Source organism: Oerskovia merdavium (assembly GCF_014836755.1).
Taxonomy (GTDB): Bacteria; Actinomycetota; Actinomycetes; order Actinomycetales; family Cellulomonadaceae; genus Oerskovia; species Oerskovia merdavium.
This window is the reverse complement of sequence record NZ_JACSQF010000002.1, coordinates 125,576-144,405: the sequence shown is the minus strand read 5'-3', so window position 1 is coordinate 144,405 and position 18,830 is coordinate 125,576. Positions and strand designations below refer to the sequence as shown.

The 18,830-nt window shown below is 74.2% G+C and carries 18 protein-coding genes; 6 read left to right on the top strand and 12 right to left on the bottom strand.

Annotation, left to right across the window (positions count from 1 at the left end):
- Positions 1-48: 48 nt before the first annotated feature.
- Positions 49-711 (bottom strand): histidine phosphatase family protein, encoded by a 663-nt coding sequence (locus H9641_RS02775; RefSeq protein WP_191800818.1) that lies wholly within the window; start codon positions 709-711, stop codon positions 49-51.
- A gap of 129 nt (positions 712-840) precedes the next feature.
- On the bottom strand, positions 841-1,752 hold the full coding sequence (locus tag H9641_RS02770; RefSeq protein WP_191800816.1) for an NAD-dependent epimerase/dehydratase family protein: 912 nt from the start codon (positions 1,750-1,752) through the stop codon (positions 841-843).
- A 111-nt stretch (positions 1,753-1,863) separates the two neighbouring features.
- On the opposite strand from H9641_RS02770, the gene H9641_RS02765 reads away from it, so the two are divergent.
- Complete coding sequence (locus H9641_RS02765; RefSeq protein WP_318244351.1) at positions 1,864-2,238, top strand: winged helix-turn-helix transcriptional regulator; 375 nt, start codon at positions 1,864-1,866, stop codon at positions 2,236-2,238.
- 11 nt (positions 2,239-2,249) lie between these two features.
- Here H9641_RS02765 and H9641_RS02760 read toward each other — a convergent pair whose 3' ends face one another.
- Positions 2,250-3,386 carry a DNA polymerase III subunit delta' gene (locus H9641_RS02760; protein WP_191800812.1) on the bottom strand — a complete coding sequence of 379 codons (1,137 nt, stop codon included), beginning with the start codon at positions 3,384-3,386 and terminating at the stop codon, positions 2,250-2,252.
- Entirely contained in the window at positions 3,383-4,168 is a 786-nt protein-coding gene (tmk, locus tag H9641_RS02755) for a dTMP kinase (RefSeq protein WP_191800810.1), read from the bottom strand. Before tmk ends, H9641_RS02760 begins: the two co-directional genes overlap by 4 nt.
- Before the next feature lie 66 nt (positions 4,169-4,234).
- Between tmk and H9641_RS02750 the strand changes: the two genes are divergently transcribed.
- A complete protein-coding gene (locus tag H9641_RS02750) occupies positions 4,235-4,966 on the top strand; it encodes an HAD-IA family hydrolase (protein ID WP_191800808.1) in 732 nt (243 codons plus the stop codon).
- Between the two features lie 7 nt (positions 4,967-4,973).
- Here H9641_RS02750 and H9641_RS02745 read toward each other — a convergent pair whose 3' ends face one another.
- The 3 genes from H9641_RS02745 to H9641_RS02735 all read right to left on the bottom strand — a co-directional run bounded on the left by H9641_RS02745 (position 4,974) and on the right by H9641_RS02735 (position 7,298).
- Positions 4,974-5,387, bottom strand: a complete 414-nt coding sequence (locus H9641_RS02745; protein ID WP_068627274.1) for a hypothetical protein — start codon at positions 5,385-5,387, stop codon at positions 4,974-4,976.
- A 96-nt stretch (positions 5,388-5,483) separates the two neighbouring features.
- On the bottom strand, positions 5,484-6,581 hold the full coding sequence (locus H9641_RS02740; protein ID WP_191800806.1) for an FUSC family protein: 1,098 nt from the start codon (positions 6,579-6,581) through the stop codon (positions 5,484-5,486).
- A 156-nt stretch (positions 6,582-6,737) separates the two neighbouring features.
- Positions 6,738-7,298, bottom strand: a complete 561-nt coding sequence (locus tag H9641_RS02735) for a MarR family winged helix-turn-helix transcriptional regulator (protein WP_191800804.1) — start codon at positions 7,296-7,298, stop codon at positions 6,738-6,740.
- An 88-nt stretch (positions 7,299-7,386) separates the two neighbouring features.
- On the opposite strand from H9641_RS02735, the gene H9641_RS02730 reads away from it, so the two are divergent.
- Positions 7,387-7,611 carry a hypothetical protein gene (locus H9641_RS02730; protein WP_056762982.1) on the top strand — a complete coding sequence of 75 codons (225 nt, stop codon included), beginning with the start codon at positions 7,387-7,389 and terminating at the stop codon, positions 7,609-7,611.
- A 124-nt stretch (positions 7,612-7,735) separates the two neighbouring features.
- Here H9641_RS02730 and H9641_RS02725 read toward each other — a convergent pair whose 3' ends face one another.
- The 3 genes from H9641_RS02725 to H9641_RS02715 all read right to left on the bottom strand — a co-directional run bounded on the left by H9641_RS02725 (position 7,736) and on the right by H9641_RS02715 (position 11,745).
- Positions 7,736-8,833 carry a Gfo/Idh/MocA family protein gene (locus H9641_RS02725; protein ID WP_191800802.1) on the bottom strand — a complete coding sequence of 366 codons (1,098 nt, stop codon included), beginning with the start codon at positions 8,831-8,833 and terminating at the stop codon, positions 7,736-7,738.
- A 203-nt stretch (positions 8,834-9,036) separates the two neighbouring features.
- Positions 9,037-10,071 (bottom strand): Gfo/Idh/MocA family protein, encoded by a 1,035-nt coding sequence (locus H9641_RS02720; protein WP_191800800.1) that lies wholly within the window; start codon positions 10,069-10,071, stop codon positions 9,037-9,039.
- Positions 10,072-10,149: 78 nt separating this feature from the next.
- Positions 10,150-11,745, bottom strand: a complete 1,596-nt coding sequence (locus H9641_RS02715; protein ID WP_191800798.1) for an Ig-like domain-containing protein — start codon at positions 11,743-11,745, stop codon at positions 10,150-10,152.
- A gap of 178 nt (positions 11,746-11,923) precedes the next feature.
- On the opposite strand from H9641_RS02715, the gene H9641_RS02710 reads away from it, so the two are divergent.
- Positions 11,924-12,754 (top strand): ABC transporter ATP-binding protein, encoded by an 831-nt coding sequence (locus tag H9641_RS02710; RefSeq protein ID WP_191800796.1) that lies wholly within the window; start codon positions 11,924-11,926, stop codon positions 12,752-12,754.
- Positions 12,754-15,336 carry an ABC transporter permease gene (locus H9641_RS02705; protein ID WP_191800794.1) on the top strand — a complete coding sequence of 861 codons (2,583 nt, stop codon included), beginning with the start codon at positions 12,754-12,756 and terminating at the stop codon, positions 15,334-15,336. Before H9641_RS02710 ends, H9641_RS02705 begins: the two co-directional genes overlap by 1 nt.
- Positions 15,337-15,436: 100 nt before the next feature.
- Here the strand turns inward: H9641_RS02705 and H9641_RS02700 are convergent, their stop codons facing one another.
- Both H9641_RS02700 and H9641_RS02695 read right to left on the bottom strand, forming a co-directional pair.
- On the bottom strand, positions 15,437-16,786 hold the full coding sequence (locus tag H9641_RS02700) for an MFS transporter (protein WP_191800792.1): 1,350 nt from the start codon (positions 16,784-16,786) through the stop codon (positions 15,437-15,439).
- A 1-nt stretch (position 16,787) separates the two neighbouring features.
- The gene (locus tag H9641_RS02695; protein WP_318244350.1) at positions 16,788-17,315 is read right to left on the bottom strand and encodes a MarR family winged helix-turn-helix transcriptional regulator; all 528 of its coding nucleotides are present in this window, start codon (positions 17,313-17,315) and stop codon (positions 16,788-16,790) included.
- Positions 17,316-17,472: 157 nt separating this feature from the next.
- Here H9641_RS02695 and H9641_RS02690 point away from each other — a divergent pair, with 157 nt between their 5' ends.
- Positions 17,473-18,618 carry a glycerol dehydrogenase gene (locus H9641_RS02690; protein ID WP_191800788.1) on the top strand — a complete coding sequence of 382 codons (1,146 nt, stop codon included), beginning with the start codon at positions 17,473-17,475 and terminating at the stop codon, positions 18,616-18,618.
- Positions 18,619-18,830 lie beyond the last annotated feature (212 nt).

The following is an 18,830-nucleotide window of genomic DNA, read 5'->3' as shown; positions in this document are numbered from 1 at the left end:
TGCGCGCAAGCACTTCACCCGGCTGAACGGTGCCGCCGGGCGTGGGCCTCAGGCCGAGACGGGCGCGGGACGCGCCGCGACCGCGCCGTGCCCCGCGACGTCGACGCCCACGGCCACGACGCGCGCGACGCCGTCGGTGACCTCGACGGTCGAGACCGAGGCGTTCGGCAGCGCCGCCAGCCCGGTCGGGTCGATCGTCGCGAGGTAGGCACCGAGCGTCAGCCCGTGCCCGACGACGAGCACGTTCCGGTCTCGGCCCGCCCCCGGCCCTGAGGCGTCGTCGTGCGCGGCGACGATGCGCCCGAACACCCCGCGCACCCGTGCCATGAACTCGGCTCCCGGCTCTCCCCCGCCGACCCCGGGGTGCGTGCCCGCGAGCACCGCGGGCACGAGCACCGACCACGGCACGACCCCGTCGAGCTCGTGCTCGGGTCGCCGCTCGAACGAGCCGAACGACAGCTCGCGCAGGTCGGCGTCGACCGTGATGGGCAGGTCGGGGTGGTGGCGCAGGATCTCCATGGCCGTGAGGACCGCACGGCCCTGGGGCGAGGAGTACGCGGTGTCGAAGTCGTGGCGTGCGAGGTGCTGCGCGGTCACGCGCACCCCGGCTCGCCCGGTGCGCGTGAGCGGGGAGTCGCACGCCCCCTGGAGGTGTCGGCGTGCGTTGAGGACGGTCTGCCCGTGGCGGACGAGCGTGAGGGTGAGGGTCATCGTCGTGGTGCCCTTTCCGGTGGTCCGGTGTCTTGTCGCTCGCGACACTAGCCCCGGCGTCCAGCGTCACGGTGTCCCCGGCCGGGCGTCCGCGCGACGATCGGATGAACGCCGCGTGGACGCCCGCGCTCAGCGCGGAGACGCTGCAGGCGCGTAGCTCCCTGTCTCGAGCTCCTCGACGAGGGACGGGCGGCGCGGGCTCCAGCCCAGGGAGCGCGCACGCGTCTCGGGCGCGACCCGCTGGTCGAGGAGCAGCGCGTCGGCGAAGGGGGCGCCGAGGCGCTCGCGGGTCGCGTCGTCGCTCTCCGGCCCGACGGCGCCGCCCAGCCCCGCGGCCCGGCTCGCCGCACGCGTGAGGTCGGTGACGGAGGCAGGCTCGTCGGTCGTGCCGAGGAGGCGGCCGGTCAGGCCTCGCTCGACCGCGAGCACGTAGAGCTCGGCGAGGTCGTCGACGTGGACCGTCGCCCAGTGCTGGGTGCCGCTGCCCACGAGGGTGAGGGATGCGCCGTCGGGCCCCTCGCGGCGCGGCGCACCCGCGACGATCCCCGGGATACCCGCACCGTGGCCGTAGACGACGCCGGGGACCACGACCGACCCGACCACGCGCCCCTGGGCCGTGGCCGCGAGGAGCCGCTCCTCGATCGGGAGGCGCCATGCGACGATCGCGGGCGGGTCCAGGGGCGAGCCCTCGTCGATCGCGTCCCCGCTCCCGTAGACCCAGATCCCGCTCGTGTGGACGAACGGCCTGGCCGTGCCGTCGAACGTGGCGAGGACCGCGTCGACGACCGAGGCGTCGATCGTGGGGCTCGAGCCGTCGCTCGCAGCCGCGGCGTGGACCGCGGCGTCGGCGTCCGCGAGGAGCGTGGCGACCACCGTGGTGTCCGTGAGGTCGACGACGGCCGGCGTCGCTCCCGCGGCCTCGACCGTGCGTGCAGACCCCTCGCTGCGGACCAGGGCCGTCACCTCGTGACCGCGAGCCACGAGCGCGGCGAGCACCGCGGACCCGATGTATCCCGTGCCGCCCGTCAGCAGAACCTTCATGTGAGCCTCCTCGAACCCGCCCCCACGGGGCGCCGACGACGCCCGGTGCGCCGTGAGGATCCTGACGGTATCCAACAGGTACCAATGACTTCAACGTGCCATTATTACCTTGTGGATACTGTGGGAACGGTCGACGAGGTGCCCGACGTCTTCTCCCCCACCTGCCCGTCGCGGCTCGTGGTCGAACGCCTCGGGGACAAGTGGACGCTGCTCGTCCTCATGGCGCTGCGGACGGGCGTGCTGCGGTTCGGGGAGCTGCGCGAGAAGATCGGCGCCGTGACCCCCAAGGTCCTCACGCAGACGCTGCGCTCTCTCGAGCGCGACGGGATCGTCACGAGGACCGTCTACGCCGAGGTCCCCCCGCGCGTCGAGTACTCGCTCACGGACCTGGGCCGCTCGCTCCTGGGCCCGGTCGACGCGATCCGTGCCTGGTCCGAGGCCAACGGCGAGCGGATCGTCGCCGCGCGCGAGGCGTCGACGGTCTGAGCGGCGGGCGCTCAGCCCTGCGGGCGCAGGGCGATCGCCATGGCCTCGAGCGCGAGCAGCGGCGCCACGTTGCCGTCGAGGCGCTCCCGAGCCACCCCGATCGCGTCCATGCGGCGCACGGTCTGCTCGGGGGTCGAGTCCTCGGCCAGGGCCTGCACGGTCTCGGCGAGCTCGGTGTTCACGAGGTCCACGTGGGCACCGAGCTGCACCACGAGCACGTCGCGGTAGAGCGAGAGCAGGTCCAGCATCGCGCGGTCCAGGACGTCGCGCTGGTGACGGGTCGCGCGGCGCTTCTGGTCCTTCTCGAGGTCCGTGAGCTGCGAGCGCAGCTTGGGCGGCATCACGCCGCCCGCCTCGACGCCCAGCGCACGCAGGAGCTCAGCCTTCTCGACCGCGTCGCGTTCCTCGGTCGCGGCCTTGGCCTCGGCCTGAGCGACCTCGACCAGCTCGCCCGCGGCGACCACGGCGTCCCCGACGCCACGGATGCGGCGCGCGATCGACAGGACCGAGGACCGGCGCTCGCGCGCCTTGCCGTCCCGGGCCAGACGGCGCGCCAGGCCGATGTGGCTCTGCGCGGCGCGCGCCGCGGCCTCGGCCACGACAGGGTCCACGCCGTCACGGGCGACGAGCAGACGGGCGACGGCCTCGACCGGCGGCACCCGGAGCGCCACGCCACGGCACCGCGAGCGGATCGTCACCAGGACGTCCTGCGGGCTGGGGGCGCACAGGATCCAGACCGTGCGGGGCGGCGGCTCCTCGATGGCCTTGAGGAGAACGTTGGTGGTGCGCTCGGCCATGCGGTCGGCGTCCTCCACGATGATGACGCGCCAGCGCCCCTGCGAGGGACGGCGGCTGGCGACGCCCACCAGGTCACGCACCTCGCTGATCGCGATGGTCACCTTCTCGGTCGCGACGATCGTCACGTCCGCGTGGGTGCCCGCGAGGGTCGTGGTGCACGCCTGGCACACCCCGCACCCACCCAGCTCGCACTGCAGCGCGGCCGCGAAGGCCCGAGCGGCGTTCGACCGCCCCGAGCCGGGCGGTCCCGTCAGGAGCCAGCCGTGCGTCATGGCCGCGGGGTCGGTGGCCGCGGCCGAGAGCAGCTCGACCGCGTGCTCCTGCCCGACGACGTCGTCCCAGACCGTCACGGGGCGCTCGTCCGCTCGGCCGGCCCCGGCGCGGGGTGCGTCACGGGGGACGTGACCGGCAGGTCCGCGAGGTCAGGGACGTAGCCGATCGCCGAGTCGGAGTCGTCGAACCCGTCGTCGGGCAGCGCCTCGACCGTGTCCTCGGCCTCCTCGACCACGGGCGTGAGCTCGAGCCGGACCGCGAGGTCCACCCGGATCTGGGCCTGGATGTCCTCGATCGAGGCGGTCGCGTCGATCACGACCCACCGCTCGGGGTCCGCGGCAGCGCGCGACAAGAACGCCTCGCGCGTGCGGCGGTGGAAGTCGAGCCCGGCGCTCTCGAGACGGTCCGGCTTCCCCTGGAGACGCTCGGCGGCGACGGCCGGGTCCAGGTCCAGCAGGACGGTCACGTGCGGCATGAGCCCCTGGACGGCCCACAGCGAGATGAGCTCGACCTCGTCGACGCCGAGCTCCCGGCCGCCCGCCTGGTAGGCGACCGACGAGTCGAGGTAGCGGTCCGTCACGACGACCGCGCCGCGCTCGAGCGCGGGGCGGACCAGGTGGGCGACGTGGTGCGCGCGGTCCGCGGCGTAGATGAGGGCCTCGGTGCGAGCGTCCATGTCCCGGCCGTGCAGCACGGCCTGGCGCAGCTCGACGCCCAGCTCGGTGCCCCCGGGCTCGCGCGTCAGCACGACCTCGCGGCCGGTCAGGTCCCCCAGCCACTCCCCCAGGAGGCGGGACTGGGTGGACTTGCCGACGGCGTCGCCGCCCTCGAACGAGATGAAGTAACCGGGTGTGCTCACGCGCCCACGATAGTCGGGCCGCCTGACACACGTCGGGCGACCCGGCACGGCCGGTAGCCTCGGGGCATGTCCGTCCTCCCCGTACCCGGCCCCGACCTCCCCGAGCCTCCCGTGCTCCCCACGCCGGGCGCCGCGTTCGCCGGGCGCACGTTCGACGCGATCCTGTTCGACATGGACGGCACGCTGATCGACTCCGTGCCGGCCGTCGACCGCAACTGGCGCCGGTGGGCGCACGAGTACGGGCTGCCGGACGCCGACTCGTTCCAGATCGAGCACGGCACCCCCGCCCGCACCTTCATCGCGCGCCTCCTGCCGGTCGACCAGGTCGAGGAGGCGTACGAGCGGATCCACGACCTCGAGCTGAACGACAACGAGGGCGTGCGGATCCTGCCCGGCACGGTCGACGCGTTCGCGTCGCTGCCCGCGACCCGGCAGGCGATCGTCACCTCGTGCACGCGTCCGCTCGCCGCGGCACGCATCGCGGCCTCGGGCCTCGTGCCGCCCGCGGTCGTCGTCACGGCCGACGACGTCGCGCACGGCAAGCCCGACCCCGACCCGTTCCTGCTCGGTGCCGAGCGGCTCGGCGTCGACCCGTCGCGGTGCCTCGTGGTCGAGGACGCCCCTGCCGGCGTGACCGCGGGTCGAGCGGCCGGGTGCGCGGTGCTCGTCGTCGAGGGCACGCACACGCTCGCGCAGCTCGCCGGAGCCTCCGTGGCCCCCGACGCGGGAGCGAGCGGGCTCGACGAGGTGCGCTTCGCCGTCGGGCAGGACGGGTCGATCAGCGTGACCGACGCCTGACGCGCGCTCACGGTGCCCCAGTGGCCTCGGGCGGCACCTCCTCGACGGCCACACAGTGGATCTCCAGCTCGCGCCCGTCCCACTCCCACCCGAGACGGATCGCGACGGGATCGTCCGAAGGGATCGCGACGACGAGCGAGACCTCGGTGCAGCCGGGTGCGAGCTGCGCCCGGTTGGCGACGGTGCGCGCGGGAGCATCTGCGACGTACTCGAGCCTGCGGACCCCCACGCACCGGAGCGAGACGAGCGACGGCACATCAAGGTCGTCCCGCAGGACGCCCTCGGACTGCCACACGTGGTCGAAGGTCAGGCGGAGGCTGTAGCCGAACTCCTCGACGCGGACCTCCTCGAGGTAGCACTCCTGGAAGCCGTGCCACCGCGCGAGGATCTCCTGCACGGCGACCGAGGCGGACGTGCTCATCGGACGACCTCCTGATCGTGGGCTCCCGGAAGGCGTCCCGGACCAGGGTAGCCGCGCGGCCTCTCGCCGCGCCCGGTCCGCAGGGCTGCGCGAGCCCTACTCCCCGCCCAGCGCTGCGACCCCGCGCCGGATCGCCAGCACGGTCGCCCCGGCGACGAAATAGTCCTCGTCCGACCCGCTGCGCACCTCGCGCACGGCCCGCCGCAGCCGCTCGGTCGCGTCCCGGACGCGGGCGAGCGCCTCGGGGTCCGCGAGCGCCCCGGCCGTGGAGCGCACGGCTCCCGCGTACGCGCGCAGGGCGTCGCGCACGAGGGGCCTCAGGGACTGGCCGAACGCGAGGTCGTCGAGGTCCTGCCGCTCCCACCCGGTGACGAGCCGGGTCAGGTCCCCGACGACCGACGACGTCACCCCCAGCGCGCTCGCCTGGGAGCCTTGGGCTCGGGTCGCCTCGGCGTACCGGCGGGCCCGGCGGTTGATGTGCGCCGCCTCGCGCGCCTGCTCGGCCGACCGCTGCGACCGGTCGACCACCGGACCGAGGAGCAGACGCCGGTCGTCCCACTCCTCGGGTGAGGGCGCGACGTCGCTGTCGAGCCCGTCCGCGAGGTGGTCGAGCTGGTCCGCGAGCGCGTCCTTGAGCCGGTCGAGGTCGACGTCGGACGCCGCGAGGGGCAGCGGCGGGAAGAGCAGGTTGATCCCGATCCCCACGAGCGACCCGACCAGGACGAGGCCGATGTACGCCCCCATGTACCCGACCTTGTCCGCGTTCCCGATGATGAGGACGAACAGCGCCGAGGTCACGGCCCACGACCCCATGTCACCCAGGAGCCCCCACCCCGCGACGAGGATCGCGATCGCGACGACGAGCGCGATCGACAGCGCGCTGGGCGCGAGCACGACGTCCACGCCGCGCGCGACGAGCGCCCCGACGACGATCGCACCGACCGCCTGGAAGGATTCCCGGACGGACCGGGCCACGGTGCTCGTGGTCGCGACGACGGCGCCGAGCGGCGCGTAGTACGGATAGTCGGAGAAGGGCTCGGGCAGCACGATCCCGACGACCCACGCGACCGCGGCGGCCACAGCGCCGCGCAGCGCCATGGCCCACCGGGGGTGCAGGTGCCACTGCCGGAGCGCGGCGGCAGCCAGTCCGCGCGCACGGGCCGTTCGCGGGTGGGAGGCGGTGGGAGTACTCATCGCGCCACCCTAGGCACGACTGGGACGCGTCTGGGGGCTTCGTGGTGCTGCGGCGGTTCGACGGCTCGCTCGGCTGCTGGCTCGACGACTCCTTCGCGACCGCGACCCCGTGGGGCACGTACGACATGTCGCCAGGGACGGCCGCGGGGGCCGGAGCTAGATCACACCCGCCCGCAGCGCCGCAGCCACGACCTTCGACGCCGCCGCGTGGACCTCGACGAGCTCGTCGAGGCTCAGGCCCGTCGCCGCGGTGATCGCGGGCGGGATGTGCTCGGCCTGGTCGCGCAGCTCGCGACCGGCCGGGGTCAGCGTGACGTCGACGACGCGGCCGTCGTGCTCGTTGCGCGACCGGGTGAGGTACCCCGTGGCCTCGAGGCGGCGGACGAGCGGCGAGAGCGTGCCCGGGTCCAGGTGGAGCCGGTCCGCGAGCGAGGTCGCCGTGGTGGGCTCGCCCGCGGCCGCGTCCTGCCACAGCGCCAGCATCACGAGGTACTGCGGGTGGGTCAGACGCAAGGGCTCGAGCAGCGGCTTGTACATGGCGACCATGGCGCGCGCCCCCGCGGAGAGCGCGAAGCAGACCTGGGACTCGAGCGCGAGGGGGTCGTAGCCGTCGCGCGGAGCGCGGGAGCCCTCGCGGCCCGTGGCGGGAGTCTCCTCGCGGGGAGCGGTCGAGGGTGCCTGGGCTGCGCGTCCGGCGCTCTCGGTCGAGGTGGTCATGTCGCCATGGTAGCCAGGCTTCGCCTATGCTTGGTACACCAATCATTGGTGCACAATGCAACTGCACCGTTCTCGTGAGGAGAGGCGCATGGCCGACAAGCAGCGACGACGCCCCCTGGGCCTGCGCATGACCGAGACGTTCCTGCCGATCTTCGGCCCCGCCCAGGTCGGGAAGCAGGGCTCGCCCGGTCGCGGCGTCTCCGCGGCCGAGGCCGAGCGCGACCGCGAGCTCAAGACGCGCTTCGAGTACGTGACGGGTCCCGACGGCCGCAGCTACGTCGTCGAGCACACGGACGAGCCGACCGCGGGCTGAGCTCTCGCCCTGCCGAGGACGGGGTTGTGGTCGTTCTGCACGTCAGAACGACCGCAACCCCGTTCTCGGCACCGGTCGGAGTCGGCAACGCGGTCCGAGGCGGCCCCCGGTCAGGCCACCCGGCTCACTCGCCCGGGTAGACCACGCCCGTCTGGCGACGGACCTCGTCCATGGTCCGCATGACGTCGAGCGTGTCCTGCCACGTCATCCGGGGGCTCTCGGTCAGCCCGGCCTCGAGGCAGCGCGCGACCTCGGCCGCCTGGTACTGCTTGCCCTCGCCGCGGAAGCCCTCGTAGCGCCACTCGGCGCCGTCGTGGCGGACCACGCGGAACGACGTCGGGGCGTAGAACGTGCCCTCGACCTCGATGCGCCCCGCGGTGCCGGAGATCGACGCCACGTTGGGCGTCTGCGACCACAGCGTCGTCGAGAGCGTGGCCATCGCACGGCCGTAGCCCAGCGTGATGCCGAGCTGGCCGTCGACGCCCGTCTCGGTCAGCGCACCGACCGCCGTGACCGACGACGGCGCGCCCAGCACGTCGTGCGCGAACGACACGGGGTAGACGCCGAGGTCCAGCAGCGCGCCGCCCGCGAGCTCGGGCGCGTAGAGCCGGTGCGCGGAGTCGAACGGGAAGAACTGGCCGTGGTCGGCCGTCACGTTGACGATCTCGCCGATCTCACCGCGCGCGATCACTCCGCGCAGCGCCGCGACGTGCGGCAGGAACCGCGTCCACATGGCCTCCATGACGAACACGCCCGCGGCCCGGGCGGCGTCGAGGATCTCGCGCGCCTCGGCCTCGTTGCGCGTGAACGCCTTCTCGACCAGGACGTGCTTGCCCGCGGCGATGGCCAGCAGCGCGTGGTCGCGGTGGTGCGAGTGGGGCGTGGCGACGTACACGACGTCGACCTGCGGGTCCTCGACGAGCTCGGTGTAGTCGGCGTGGGTCGTGTGGATGCCGTGCTCGGTCGCGAAGCGCTCGGCGCGGACGCGGTCGCGCGACCCCACCGCCACGACGCGGGCGCGCGTGTGGTCGCGCACGGCCTCGGCGAACGACCCGGCGATGTTCCCGGCGCCCAGGATCCCCCAGCGGACGGTCGGCGCGGTCCGGGGATCGGGCACGACGCCGGAGATCACCTCGGGGAGGTCGGCAGCGGTCGCGGCGAGGTGAGGCAGGGAGGTTGGCTTCAGGTCGGTCGGTGCCGCGGTGCGGGCGTCGTTGCTCATGGGTTCACGCTAACCCCGTGGGAGCGCGGCCACGGGTCATTGCCCGAGGTGTGGTCGTGCGGCGCCCAGGCACGTCGGCGACGAGCACGAGGTTGCGCGCGGTCGAACCCCGCGATCTCGTCCGTCCCGGCCGTCAGAACGACCGCAACCCCGTTCTCGGCACTCGGCACCCGGCGCCCGGCACCGGCCCCCGGCGCCCCCACTCACTCGCCCGGGTACACGACCCCCAGCTGAGAACGCGCCGCGTCCATGACCCGCATCAGGTCGAGCGTGTCCTGCCACGTCATGCGCGGGCTCTCCGTGAGTCCCGCCGCGAGGCAGCGCGCGACCTCGGCCGCCTCGTACTGCTTGGCGCCCGGGGTGTACCCGTCGTAGTCGCGGCGGGCACCGTCGGCCCAGACCACGCTGAACGCCGTGGGCACCATGAAGCGGTCGACGACCTCGATCCACCCGCCCGAGCCCGCGACCACGAGCGACGTCGCCGACTGCGCCAGGACCGACGACGCGAGCGTCGCGGTCGCCCGGTCGCCGTACCGCAGCACCACGGTCGACTGGGCGTCCACCCCGGTGGGAGCCGGGAGACCCACGGCCGTGACGTCGTCGGGCATGCCCAGGAGGTCCGTCGCGAACGCGAGCGGGTAGATCCCGATGTCCAGCAGGGCGCCGCCCGCGAGCTCGGGCGCGAAGAGCCGGCTCGCCGGGTCGTACGCGGCGTTCGACCCGTAGCTCGCCGTGACCGACCGGACGTCCCCGATCTCGCCCTGCGCGATCAGCGCGCGGATCGCGGCGACGTGCGGCAGGTGCCGCGTGAGCATGGCCTCCATGACGAACACCCCGGCCGCCCGCGCCGCGTCCAGCACCTCGCGGGCCTCGGCCTCGTTGCGCGTGAACGCCTTCTCCATGAGGACGGGCTTGCCCGCCGCGATCGCGAGCAGCCCGTGGTCGCGGTGGTGCGAGTGCGGGGTCGCGACGTACACGACGTCCACGTCGGGGTCCGCGACGAGCGCCTCGTACGAGCCGTGCACCGTCGCCGACGGCGCGTGCCGCTGCGCGAAGTCCCGCGCCCGGTGCTCGTCGCGCGAGCCCACGGCCGCCACGTGACCCTGCGTGAACGTCCGCACCTCGTCGGCGAACGAGCCGGCGATGTTCCCCGCGCCGAGGATCCCCCACCGCACGGGCGGGGCCGTGCCCGGGTCGGGGACGGCGTCGAGCACGTTGACCACGGCGTGGGAGACCATGCCTCCACGCTACTGCGGCCCCGGGGGAGACCGGTCGACGGACCGGTCTCCCCCGGGGCCGCAGCCCTCAGGACAGGTTCAGGACGCCGCTCCGCGACGCCGGAGCGCCACGAGAGCCAGCCCCGTCCCGAGCAGCAGGGCAGCCACGCCGGCGAGCACGCCGACCGTCGCGCCCGTCGTGGCGAGGGCCCCGCCCGTCGCCGTCGGCCGGGCGGAAGGCGGCTCGGTCGGCGGCACGACGGCGGCCGGCGGCGTCTCGCCGGGGAGCTCGGTCACGGGTGGCACCGTCGCAGGCGGGACGACCGGGGTCGCCGGGTTGTCGAGCGCCACCTCGACCAGACCCTCCTCTCCGACCGTCACCTGCGCACCGCCGTCGACCGGCGTGACGCCCTCGCCCGAGAACACCGGCGCCCCCCAGGTCACGCCGTCGACGGCGGTGGGCGAGACCTCGCTCAGCGTGACCACCGTCCCGGCCGCGAGACCCGGCAGCGACACCGTGGCACCGTCGGTCACAGTCAGGCTCCCCGACGCGGTCCGCCCGTCCCGCTCGGTCGTGTACTCCACGGTGAACTCGGTCCCCGCCGGGACCCCGGCGGCACCTTCGCCGGTGACACGCTTGGTCAGCCGGAGCTCGCCGTTGCCGTCCCCGTCGCCGTCACCGCCCGCGCCCGCGTACTCGAGGACCCGCTGGTCGTCCCAGCCTGTGCTGCCCGCGATCTGGTTGCCGAACGTGTCCCCGTCCCGCACGCCTGCGGGGAGCGTCATCTCGTAGCGGACCATGTACATGCGCGAGCCGTCGGTGACGGGATCGACGAACGTGAGGTCGAACGAGGACCCTGCGACGTCCGGGGTGTAGACGTACCCCGTGCCACGTTCGAGCCACACGGCGTCGCCGGAGAAGTCGCCGTCGTTCCAGTCGGCCAGCGGGACGTAGCCGACCACGAGCGAGTCGTCCCTCATGGTCAGCCGTGAGTCGTACGTGTCGGTCACGACGACCGGGCCACCTGCCGATGCTGCCAGGAACTCGCTCGGCACGTAGACGTCCCAGACCGCGGTCCTGCCGTCGGTGCTGACCCAGCCGTTCTTGAGAGGCTGCTCGGGGGCCGACCACCCCGCCCCTGGGATCACCTCGCCACCCGGCACCGGTACCTGGATCACCATGTCGTCGCCCGTCACGAACGAGAACGTGCCGCCCTCGCCCACGTCGTCCACCTGCGCCCAGAAGTACAGCGTGCCGTGCACGTTGGTCGCGGTCTCGACATAGGGGCTGAGCGTGCACGCGAACCCGTCCTGCGTGACGTCGCAGGTCCCGACGACCGCTCCCTCGGGAGTCTTGAGGTCGAACGTCGTCGCGAAGCCGGTCACGCGGGGAGACTGCGGGAAGGCCAGGGTGAAGGTGTCGCCGGCGTGCGACCCGTCGGGCACGGCCCACGTGGCCTCGATCCGCAGGGACTGCCACAGGTGGACCTCGTCGACCGGCTCGGTGATCGTGACCGTCTTGATGGCGTCGAGCTCGGCCGCGGCCGCCGTGCGCGGCATCGCGAGCACGCCGACGAGGGCGAGCAGAGCCGCGAGCGCGGCCGTCAGCACGCGCCACGGCAGGGCTGCGGTGGAGGGGGGTGCGGCGACCGTCGCCGCGTGCCGGGGCGAGCCGGCCGGTCGGTTGTTCGTCATGATGGCTCCTCGGGTGGTGCCCGGCGGGTCGGGGAGGACCGTCGGGTCGCACGGACGGGTGATCCGTGGTAACTGGCAAGACGCCGGGCGCCGTGCCGCTTGACGCGAGAACTGCCGATGTGTCGCACGTCACCCCGTGCCGGGACACGATGGATCCACCCGAACGAACGGAACCCCGATGGCGCACCCGACTTCCCCACGCCCCTCGGCGAGCCCGCCGCCCGGAGCGCGGCCCGGCGCCCCGGCCGACCGAGCCGGCGCCGCCGACAACGCGGGCGCCCCCGGCAGCGCCGCCAGTGCCCGCGGCCTGGTCAAGACCTACGGCCAGGGCGAGACGACGGTCCGCGCCCTCGACGGCGTCGACGTCGACTTCCGCGCGGCCGAGCTCACGGCCATCATGGGGCCCTCGGGCTCGGGCAAGTCGACGCTCATGCACTGCCTGGCCGGCCTGGACACCCCGACGTCGGGCAGCGTCGTGATCGGCGGGACCGAGGTGAGTCGCCTCTCGCAGCGGCGCCTGACGGCCCTGCGGCGGACCCGGATCGGATTCGTCTTCCAGTCGTACAACCTGGTCCCGACGCTCACCGCCGCGGAGAACATCACGCTCCCGCTCGACATCGCGCGCGCGCCCGTCGACCGGGCCTGGTTCGACGAGGTCGTGGCCGCGGTGGGCCTGGGCGACCGCCTGCACCACCGTCCGTCCGAGCTCTCGGGCGGCCAGCAGCAGCGGGTCGCGTGCGCACGCGCCCTGGTGTCGCGACCGTCGGTCGTGTTCGCCGACGAGCCCACGGGGAACCTGGACTCGCGCTCGTCCGCGGAGGTCCTGGGCTTCCTGCGCCGCTCGGTCGACGAGCTGGGGCAGACGGTCGTCATGGTCACGCACGACCCGCGCGCGGCCTCGTACGCGCACCGGGTCCTGTTCCTGACCGACGGGCGGATCACTGCCGACCTCGCGGCCCCGACCAGGCGCGACATCCTCGACGCGCTCGGCCAGGCGGAGGAGGACTGATGCTGCGGGTCGCGCTGCGCGGGGTCCGGGCCCACCTGGTCCGCTTCCTGCTGTCGACCCTCGCCGTGATGCTCGGCGTCGCGTTCGTCGTGGGGACCTTCACGTTCCGCGCGATGCTGTCGTCGACGTTCGACGAGATCATCGCGACGACCCTCGTCGCCGACGTGTACGTGCGCGGAGCCGAGGAGATCGACGCCACCACGAGTGCGGGCAGCTCGTTCGGGACACCTCACGCCCCGGTCCCGGTCTCGCTCGCGGACACGGTCGCGGGGGTCGACGGCGTCGCGCGCGCGGTGCCCGACACCTCGGGCCCGATCGTCCTGGTCGCGGCCGACGGCACGGCCGTCACGACGTCGGGCCCACCGAGCATCGGGATCGCGGTGGGGCCCGACGAGCCGACCGTGACGCTCGCGGACGGGGCGTGGCCCGTGGGCGGCACGCAGATCGCGCTCGAGGAGAGCGCGGCCGCGGCTGCGGGACTGACCACGGGCGACACGACGACCGTGGTCCTCGCGGGCGCACCGCAGCCCGTCACCGTCACGGGGATCTTCGCGATCGAGGCCGCTGCGGCGGGCACCATCCTGGTAGGGCTCGACCCCTCGACCGCGCTCGCGACCTACGCGCCCGACGGCACGGTCCCCACGATCTCCGTCTACGCCGCGGGGGACGTGTCCGAGCAGGTGCTCGCCGACCGGGTCGCCGAGGTCCTGCCCGCGGGAACCGAGTCCCTCACGGGCGAGGCCATGCGCGACGAGGCCCGCGAGGGCGTCGAGCAGATCCTCGGCTTCATCGAGACGTTCCTGCTGGTCTTCGCGGCCATCGCGCTGTTCGTGGGGGCGTTCATCATCGCCAACACGTTCGCTATGTCGGTCCGCGAGCGCCAGCGCGAGTTCGCGCTGCTGCGCGCGCTCGGGGCCTCGCCCGCGCAGGTCTTCGCGTCGATCCTCGCGCAGGCCGTCGCGGTGGGGCTGCTGGGGGCGGCAGCGGGCGTGGTCCTGGGCAGGGTCCTGGTCAGCGGGTTGCGGGCGGCGTTCGGCTCGACGGGCATGGAGCTCTCGGGACGTGTTCCGCTGAGCGTCACGTCGGTCGTGGTCGCGATCTCGCTGGGGGTCCTGGTGAGCGTGGTCGCAGCCGCGGTCCCGGGCCGCCACGCGGCCCTCACGCCTCCGGTCCAGGCCATGCACGACGACGTCGCACCGGACCGCGGCACGGGCACCCGGGCGGTGGTCGGGCTGGTGCTCACCGTGGTCGGTGCCGGGCTGCTGGTGCTGGCCTCGCGCCTCGGGAGCTCGGCCTCGGCCGACCCGACCGGGTGGGCCCTGGTCGACGACCTCAACCCGCGGGTCCTGCTCGCGGTGGGCGCGAGCGCGGCTCTCGTGGGCGTCCTGGTCCTGTCGCCCGCGATCGCCGGCCCCGTCATCACGGTCCTCGCCGCCCCGGCGGTCGCCGCGATCCGGCCGCTCGGCCGCCTGGCCCGCGGCAACGTCACGCGCAGCCCGCGCCGCACGTCGAACACGGCCGGCGCGCTCCTGATCGGGATGGCCCTCGTGAGCGCGACCGGAGTCATCGCGGCCTCGACGCAGGCCTCGGTGCGGTCGATCGTCGACGAGCAGGTGCGGGCCGACTACGTGGTCCAGGCCGCCGCCGCCACGGGCGCGCTCCCCCCGGGTGTCACCGATGCCGTGACCGGCCTCCCCACCGTCGGGCAGGCGCTCGCGCTACGGCTCGGGACCCTCGACGTCGACGGCGAGCCAAGCGGTGCCACGGTCGTGCCGCCCGGGTTCTTCGCCGAGGCGCTCGACGCCCCCGTGGTCGAGGGCGACCCCGACGGGGCGCTCGCCGACGGCGAGGCCGTGGTCAGCCGGACCGCGGCGCGGGACGACGCGTGGGAGGTCGGCGACACCCTGACCCTCACGAGCGACGACGGCGCCCGCACGCAGGACGTGCGCGTCGGGGCGATCGTCGACACCCAGGTGATCTCGTCCGACGTGGTCCTCGCCGACGCGACGTACGCGAGCGTGGGTGTGCCCGAGATCCCGACGTACGCGATCTACGTCACCGCCGCCTCCGGGACGTCCGGCGCGGAGCTGCGTGACGCGCTCACCGAGGCGGTCAAGCCCTTCCTCGTGGTCTCGGTCCTGGACCGTGAGGAGCTCGCCAACGCGGCAGCCGCCCAGGTGGACCAGGTCCTCGTGATCCTCTACGCGCTGCTCGGTCTGTCGATCGTCATCGCGCTGCTGGGCATCGTCAACACGCTCGCGCTGTCGATCATCGAGCGCACGCGCGAGATCGGGCTGCTGCGCGCCGTGGGCCTCGGGCGCCTCCAGCTCGCGGGCATCATCACGATCGAGTCCGTCCTGACCGCGGTCTACGGCACCGTGCTGGGCGTGATCACGGGCATCGCGATCGCCGCGGCGCTGCCGGGGGTGCTCGCCGAGCAGGGGCTCACGAGCCTAGCGGTCCCCTGGGGGCAGGTGCTCGCGGTCCTGGGCCTGGCAGTCGTGATCGGCCTGGTCGCGAGCGTGTGGCCGGGCATCCGGGCCTCGCGCCTGCCGGTCCTGGAGGCGGTCACGGTCGACTGACACGTCGTGCCTGCCGTCGAGGTAGTACGTTCTGCGCGAGGTAGTGCGCGGCGCGTCCTACCTCGCGCAGAACGTACTACCTCGCGCCGGGGCGACACGTCTACGTCGTCTCGGCGGACACCACCCTGGCCGCCGCGGCCGGGGTCCGGTAGCGACGCAAGGGTGCGTTGCGCCAGGCGACCAGCCCGACGACGGCGCTCGCCGCGAGACCGCCCGCGACCAGGGCGACGGGCGCCGAGGTCAACGACGCGAGGACCCCACCGCGGAAGTTGCCCACCTCGGGGCCCGCGACCCCCACGACGTGCTCGACCGAGGACACGCGGCCCCGGAACTCGTCGGGCGTCTCGAGCTGGACGAGCGCCCCGCGCGTCACGACCGACACCGTGTCGGCCGCCCCCGCGACCGCGAGGCACGCGAGCGCGAGCCACAGCGGTCCGGCCAGCCCGAAGCCCGCGAGCGCGACCCCCCACGTCGCCGCGGCGGCGAGCTGCAGCGCGCCCGACCGCGGCGCCCGCGTGACCGCGCCGGACAGCAACCCGGCGCCGATCCCGCCCACCGCGACCGCCGAGAGGAACAGCCCGAGGGTGCGCGGGTCGCCGTCGAACCGGATCTCGTTGACGAGCGGGAACAGCGAGACGGGCATCGCGAGCACGGTCGCCGCGACGTCGGTCGCGAACGACCCCCGCAGGGTCGGCCTCCTCCAGACGATCGACCACCCGCCCGCCGCGGCCCGCCGGCGCACGGGTCGTCCGCGGTTGGCCGCCGGACCGCCGTCCGGCACGGGCACCGGGGCAGGTGCGGGTGCGGGTGCGGGGCCGCCGTGCCACGCAGGCGCCGGGACAGGCGTGGGCGCCGGCGGGAGCGGCGGCAGCCGCACCAGCCCGAGCAGGGCGACCACGGCCGCCGCCACCTGCAGCCCGTAGGCGGCCGGGAGGTCCCAGCGCGCGACGACGAGCCCGGCCAGTGCCGGACCGACGAGCATCGCGACCTGGAACGCGAGGTTCTGCAGCGCGAGCCCTGCCGCGACCTGGTCGGCGGGCAGGAGACGAGGCGGCACGGTCCGCCGCGCGGGTGCGCCCAGCGCGTTGCACGCGGCGCCGAGGCTCACGAGGGCGAGCAGCACCCACACGGACCGGTTGCCCACGACCGCCTGGGCGGCGAGCCCCACCGCGGCGAGCGCCTGGCCGGTCGACGCGAGGCGCATGATCGTGCGGCGGTCGTGCACGTCGGCCAGGTGCCCGCCGACGAGGCCGAGCGTGAGGAGTGGCACGGCGGTCGCGAGGCCGATCGTGCCGGTCCACACCGGGCTGTGCGTGAGCTCCCACACCTGCAGCAGGACCGCGACGGTGGCTACCTGGTACCCGAGACCGCCGACCGCCGACCCCGCCCACAGGTCGCGGTAGGCAGCGCTGGTGCGCAGCGGGCGCAGGTCGAGGACGGTGCCCCGCACGTCAGGACCTCTCGGGTGCCGGGGCGCCGGGCGCCTGCGCGGGGTGGCCGGCGGCGTCGAGCCGCTCGACGAGGCGCTCGCGCAGGGACCTGCTCGCGAGGACACGCTCGAGGTCGGTGACCACGGCGCTCAGCGCGTAGGGCAGCTCGTCGTCGATCTCCGCGATCGACTCCTCGGTCGCACGCCACTCGGCCTCGAGGAGGGGGACGAGCGCGCGGGCCTTGTCGGTGAGCGCGACCCGGCGCGTGCGGGCGTCCTCGCCCGACTCCGTCCGGACGAGCCCCTCGCTGCGCATCGCGGTCACGGTCTGGCTCATGGCCGAGTGCGTGCGGCCGAGCGACGTGGCGAGCTCACGGATGGTCAGCGGCCCGGTGTGGGCGAGACGGATGAGCGGGTAGACGAAGCGCGGGCGCACGCCGTCGACCCCGCGGTCGGTGTAGACGGTGCCGATCTCGTCGTCGAGCCGGCGCAGCAGGGCGTGCAGGGAGTCCCAGCGTCCGGGGACGGCGGTTGGGTCGGAGGATGTCACAGCACTGTTATAACAGCACTCATACAAGTAGGTCGAGCCAGTGCTTCGACAGGCGGTCGACCCCGCCCCGACGTAGCGTCGAGGTGCCGCGGTCCCGCGGGAGAGACCCTCCAGCGCACGGCCGCGCGATTCCCTGTCCCCACCCGAGGAGGTCCACATGTCCGAGGTCCCGATCCGCACCCTCATCAGCCCGCTGCGCTACGTGCAGTCGCGCGGCGCGCTGTCGCGGCTCGGCGAGTTCGTCGCACCGATCGGCACCAAGCCGCTGCTGGTCGCCGACGACGTCGTCTGGGAGATCGTCCAGGACACCGTCGCCGAGTCGTTCCAGGCCGCGAACCTGCCGCGAGCGCGTGAGGGCTTCGGCACGTACGCGACCGCCGCGGAGGTCGACCGGCTGGCACGCCGCATCCGGGAGACCGGGTCGGACGTGATCGTCGGGATCGGCGGCGGCAGCACGATCGACGCGGTCAAGGCCGCCGGGCACCTCGAAGGGATCCGGTGGGTCTCGGTCCCGACCGTCGCCTCGACCGACGCACCGTGCTCCGCGCTGTCCGTCATCTACACCGAGGACGGGGCGTTCGAGGAGTACCGGTTCTTCCCGCACAACCCGGACCTGGTCCTGGTCGACACCCAGCTCGTGGCCAACGCCCCGGTGAAGTTCCTCGTCGCGGGCATCGGCGACGCCCTCGCGACGTGGATCGAGGCCCGCGCCGTGGCCAAGGCCAACGCGACGACCATGGCGGGCGGCCTGCCTCTCATCACCGGGACGGCGCTCGCCGAGCTCTCGTGGAAGATCCTGTGGGAGAACTCGCTCGCGGCGATCGAGGCCGTCAAGGAGCACCTCGTCACGCCCGCGGTCGACGCCGTGGTCGAGGCCAACACCCTGCTCTCCGGGCTCGGCTTCGAGTCGGGCGGCCTCGCGGCGGCCCACGCGATCCACAACGGGCTCACGGCCGCTCCCCAGACCCACGGGCTCACGCACGGCCAGAAGGTCAACATCGGCTCGCTCACCCAGCTCGTGCTCGAAGGGGCCCCGTCCCAGGAGATCCGGGACTTCGTCGAGTTCACGACGCGCGTCGGGCTGCCCAACACGCTGACGGAGATCGGGCTCACGACGGCCGACGTGGGCGACCTGCGCCGCGTCGCCGAGGCCGCGACGGCACCGGGCGAGACCATCCACGCGATGCCGTTCGAGGTCCGGGTCCCCGAGCTGGTCGACGCGCTGCGCTCGATCGAGGGGCTGTCGCGCGCGATCCGTGCGGACGCGGGCCTGCCCGAGCCCGTGAGGTACACGGGGCACTGAGGCGCGGTCGACCACCCGCGGCCCTCCGGCCGGCCCTCCCACCCGGCCCTCCCACCAACGAGGTAGCCGCCGAGGTAGAACGTGGTGCGCGAGGTAGTGCGCGCCGCGTTCTACCTCGCGCAGAACGTTCTACCTCGAGGGCCAGGCCCGCACGCACGAAGGCCCCGGCCCGCTCCCTCACGGGGGCGGGTCCGGGGCCTTCGTCGTGCCTG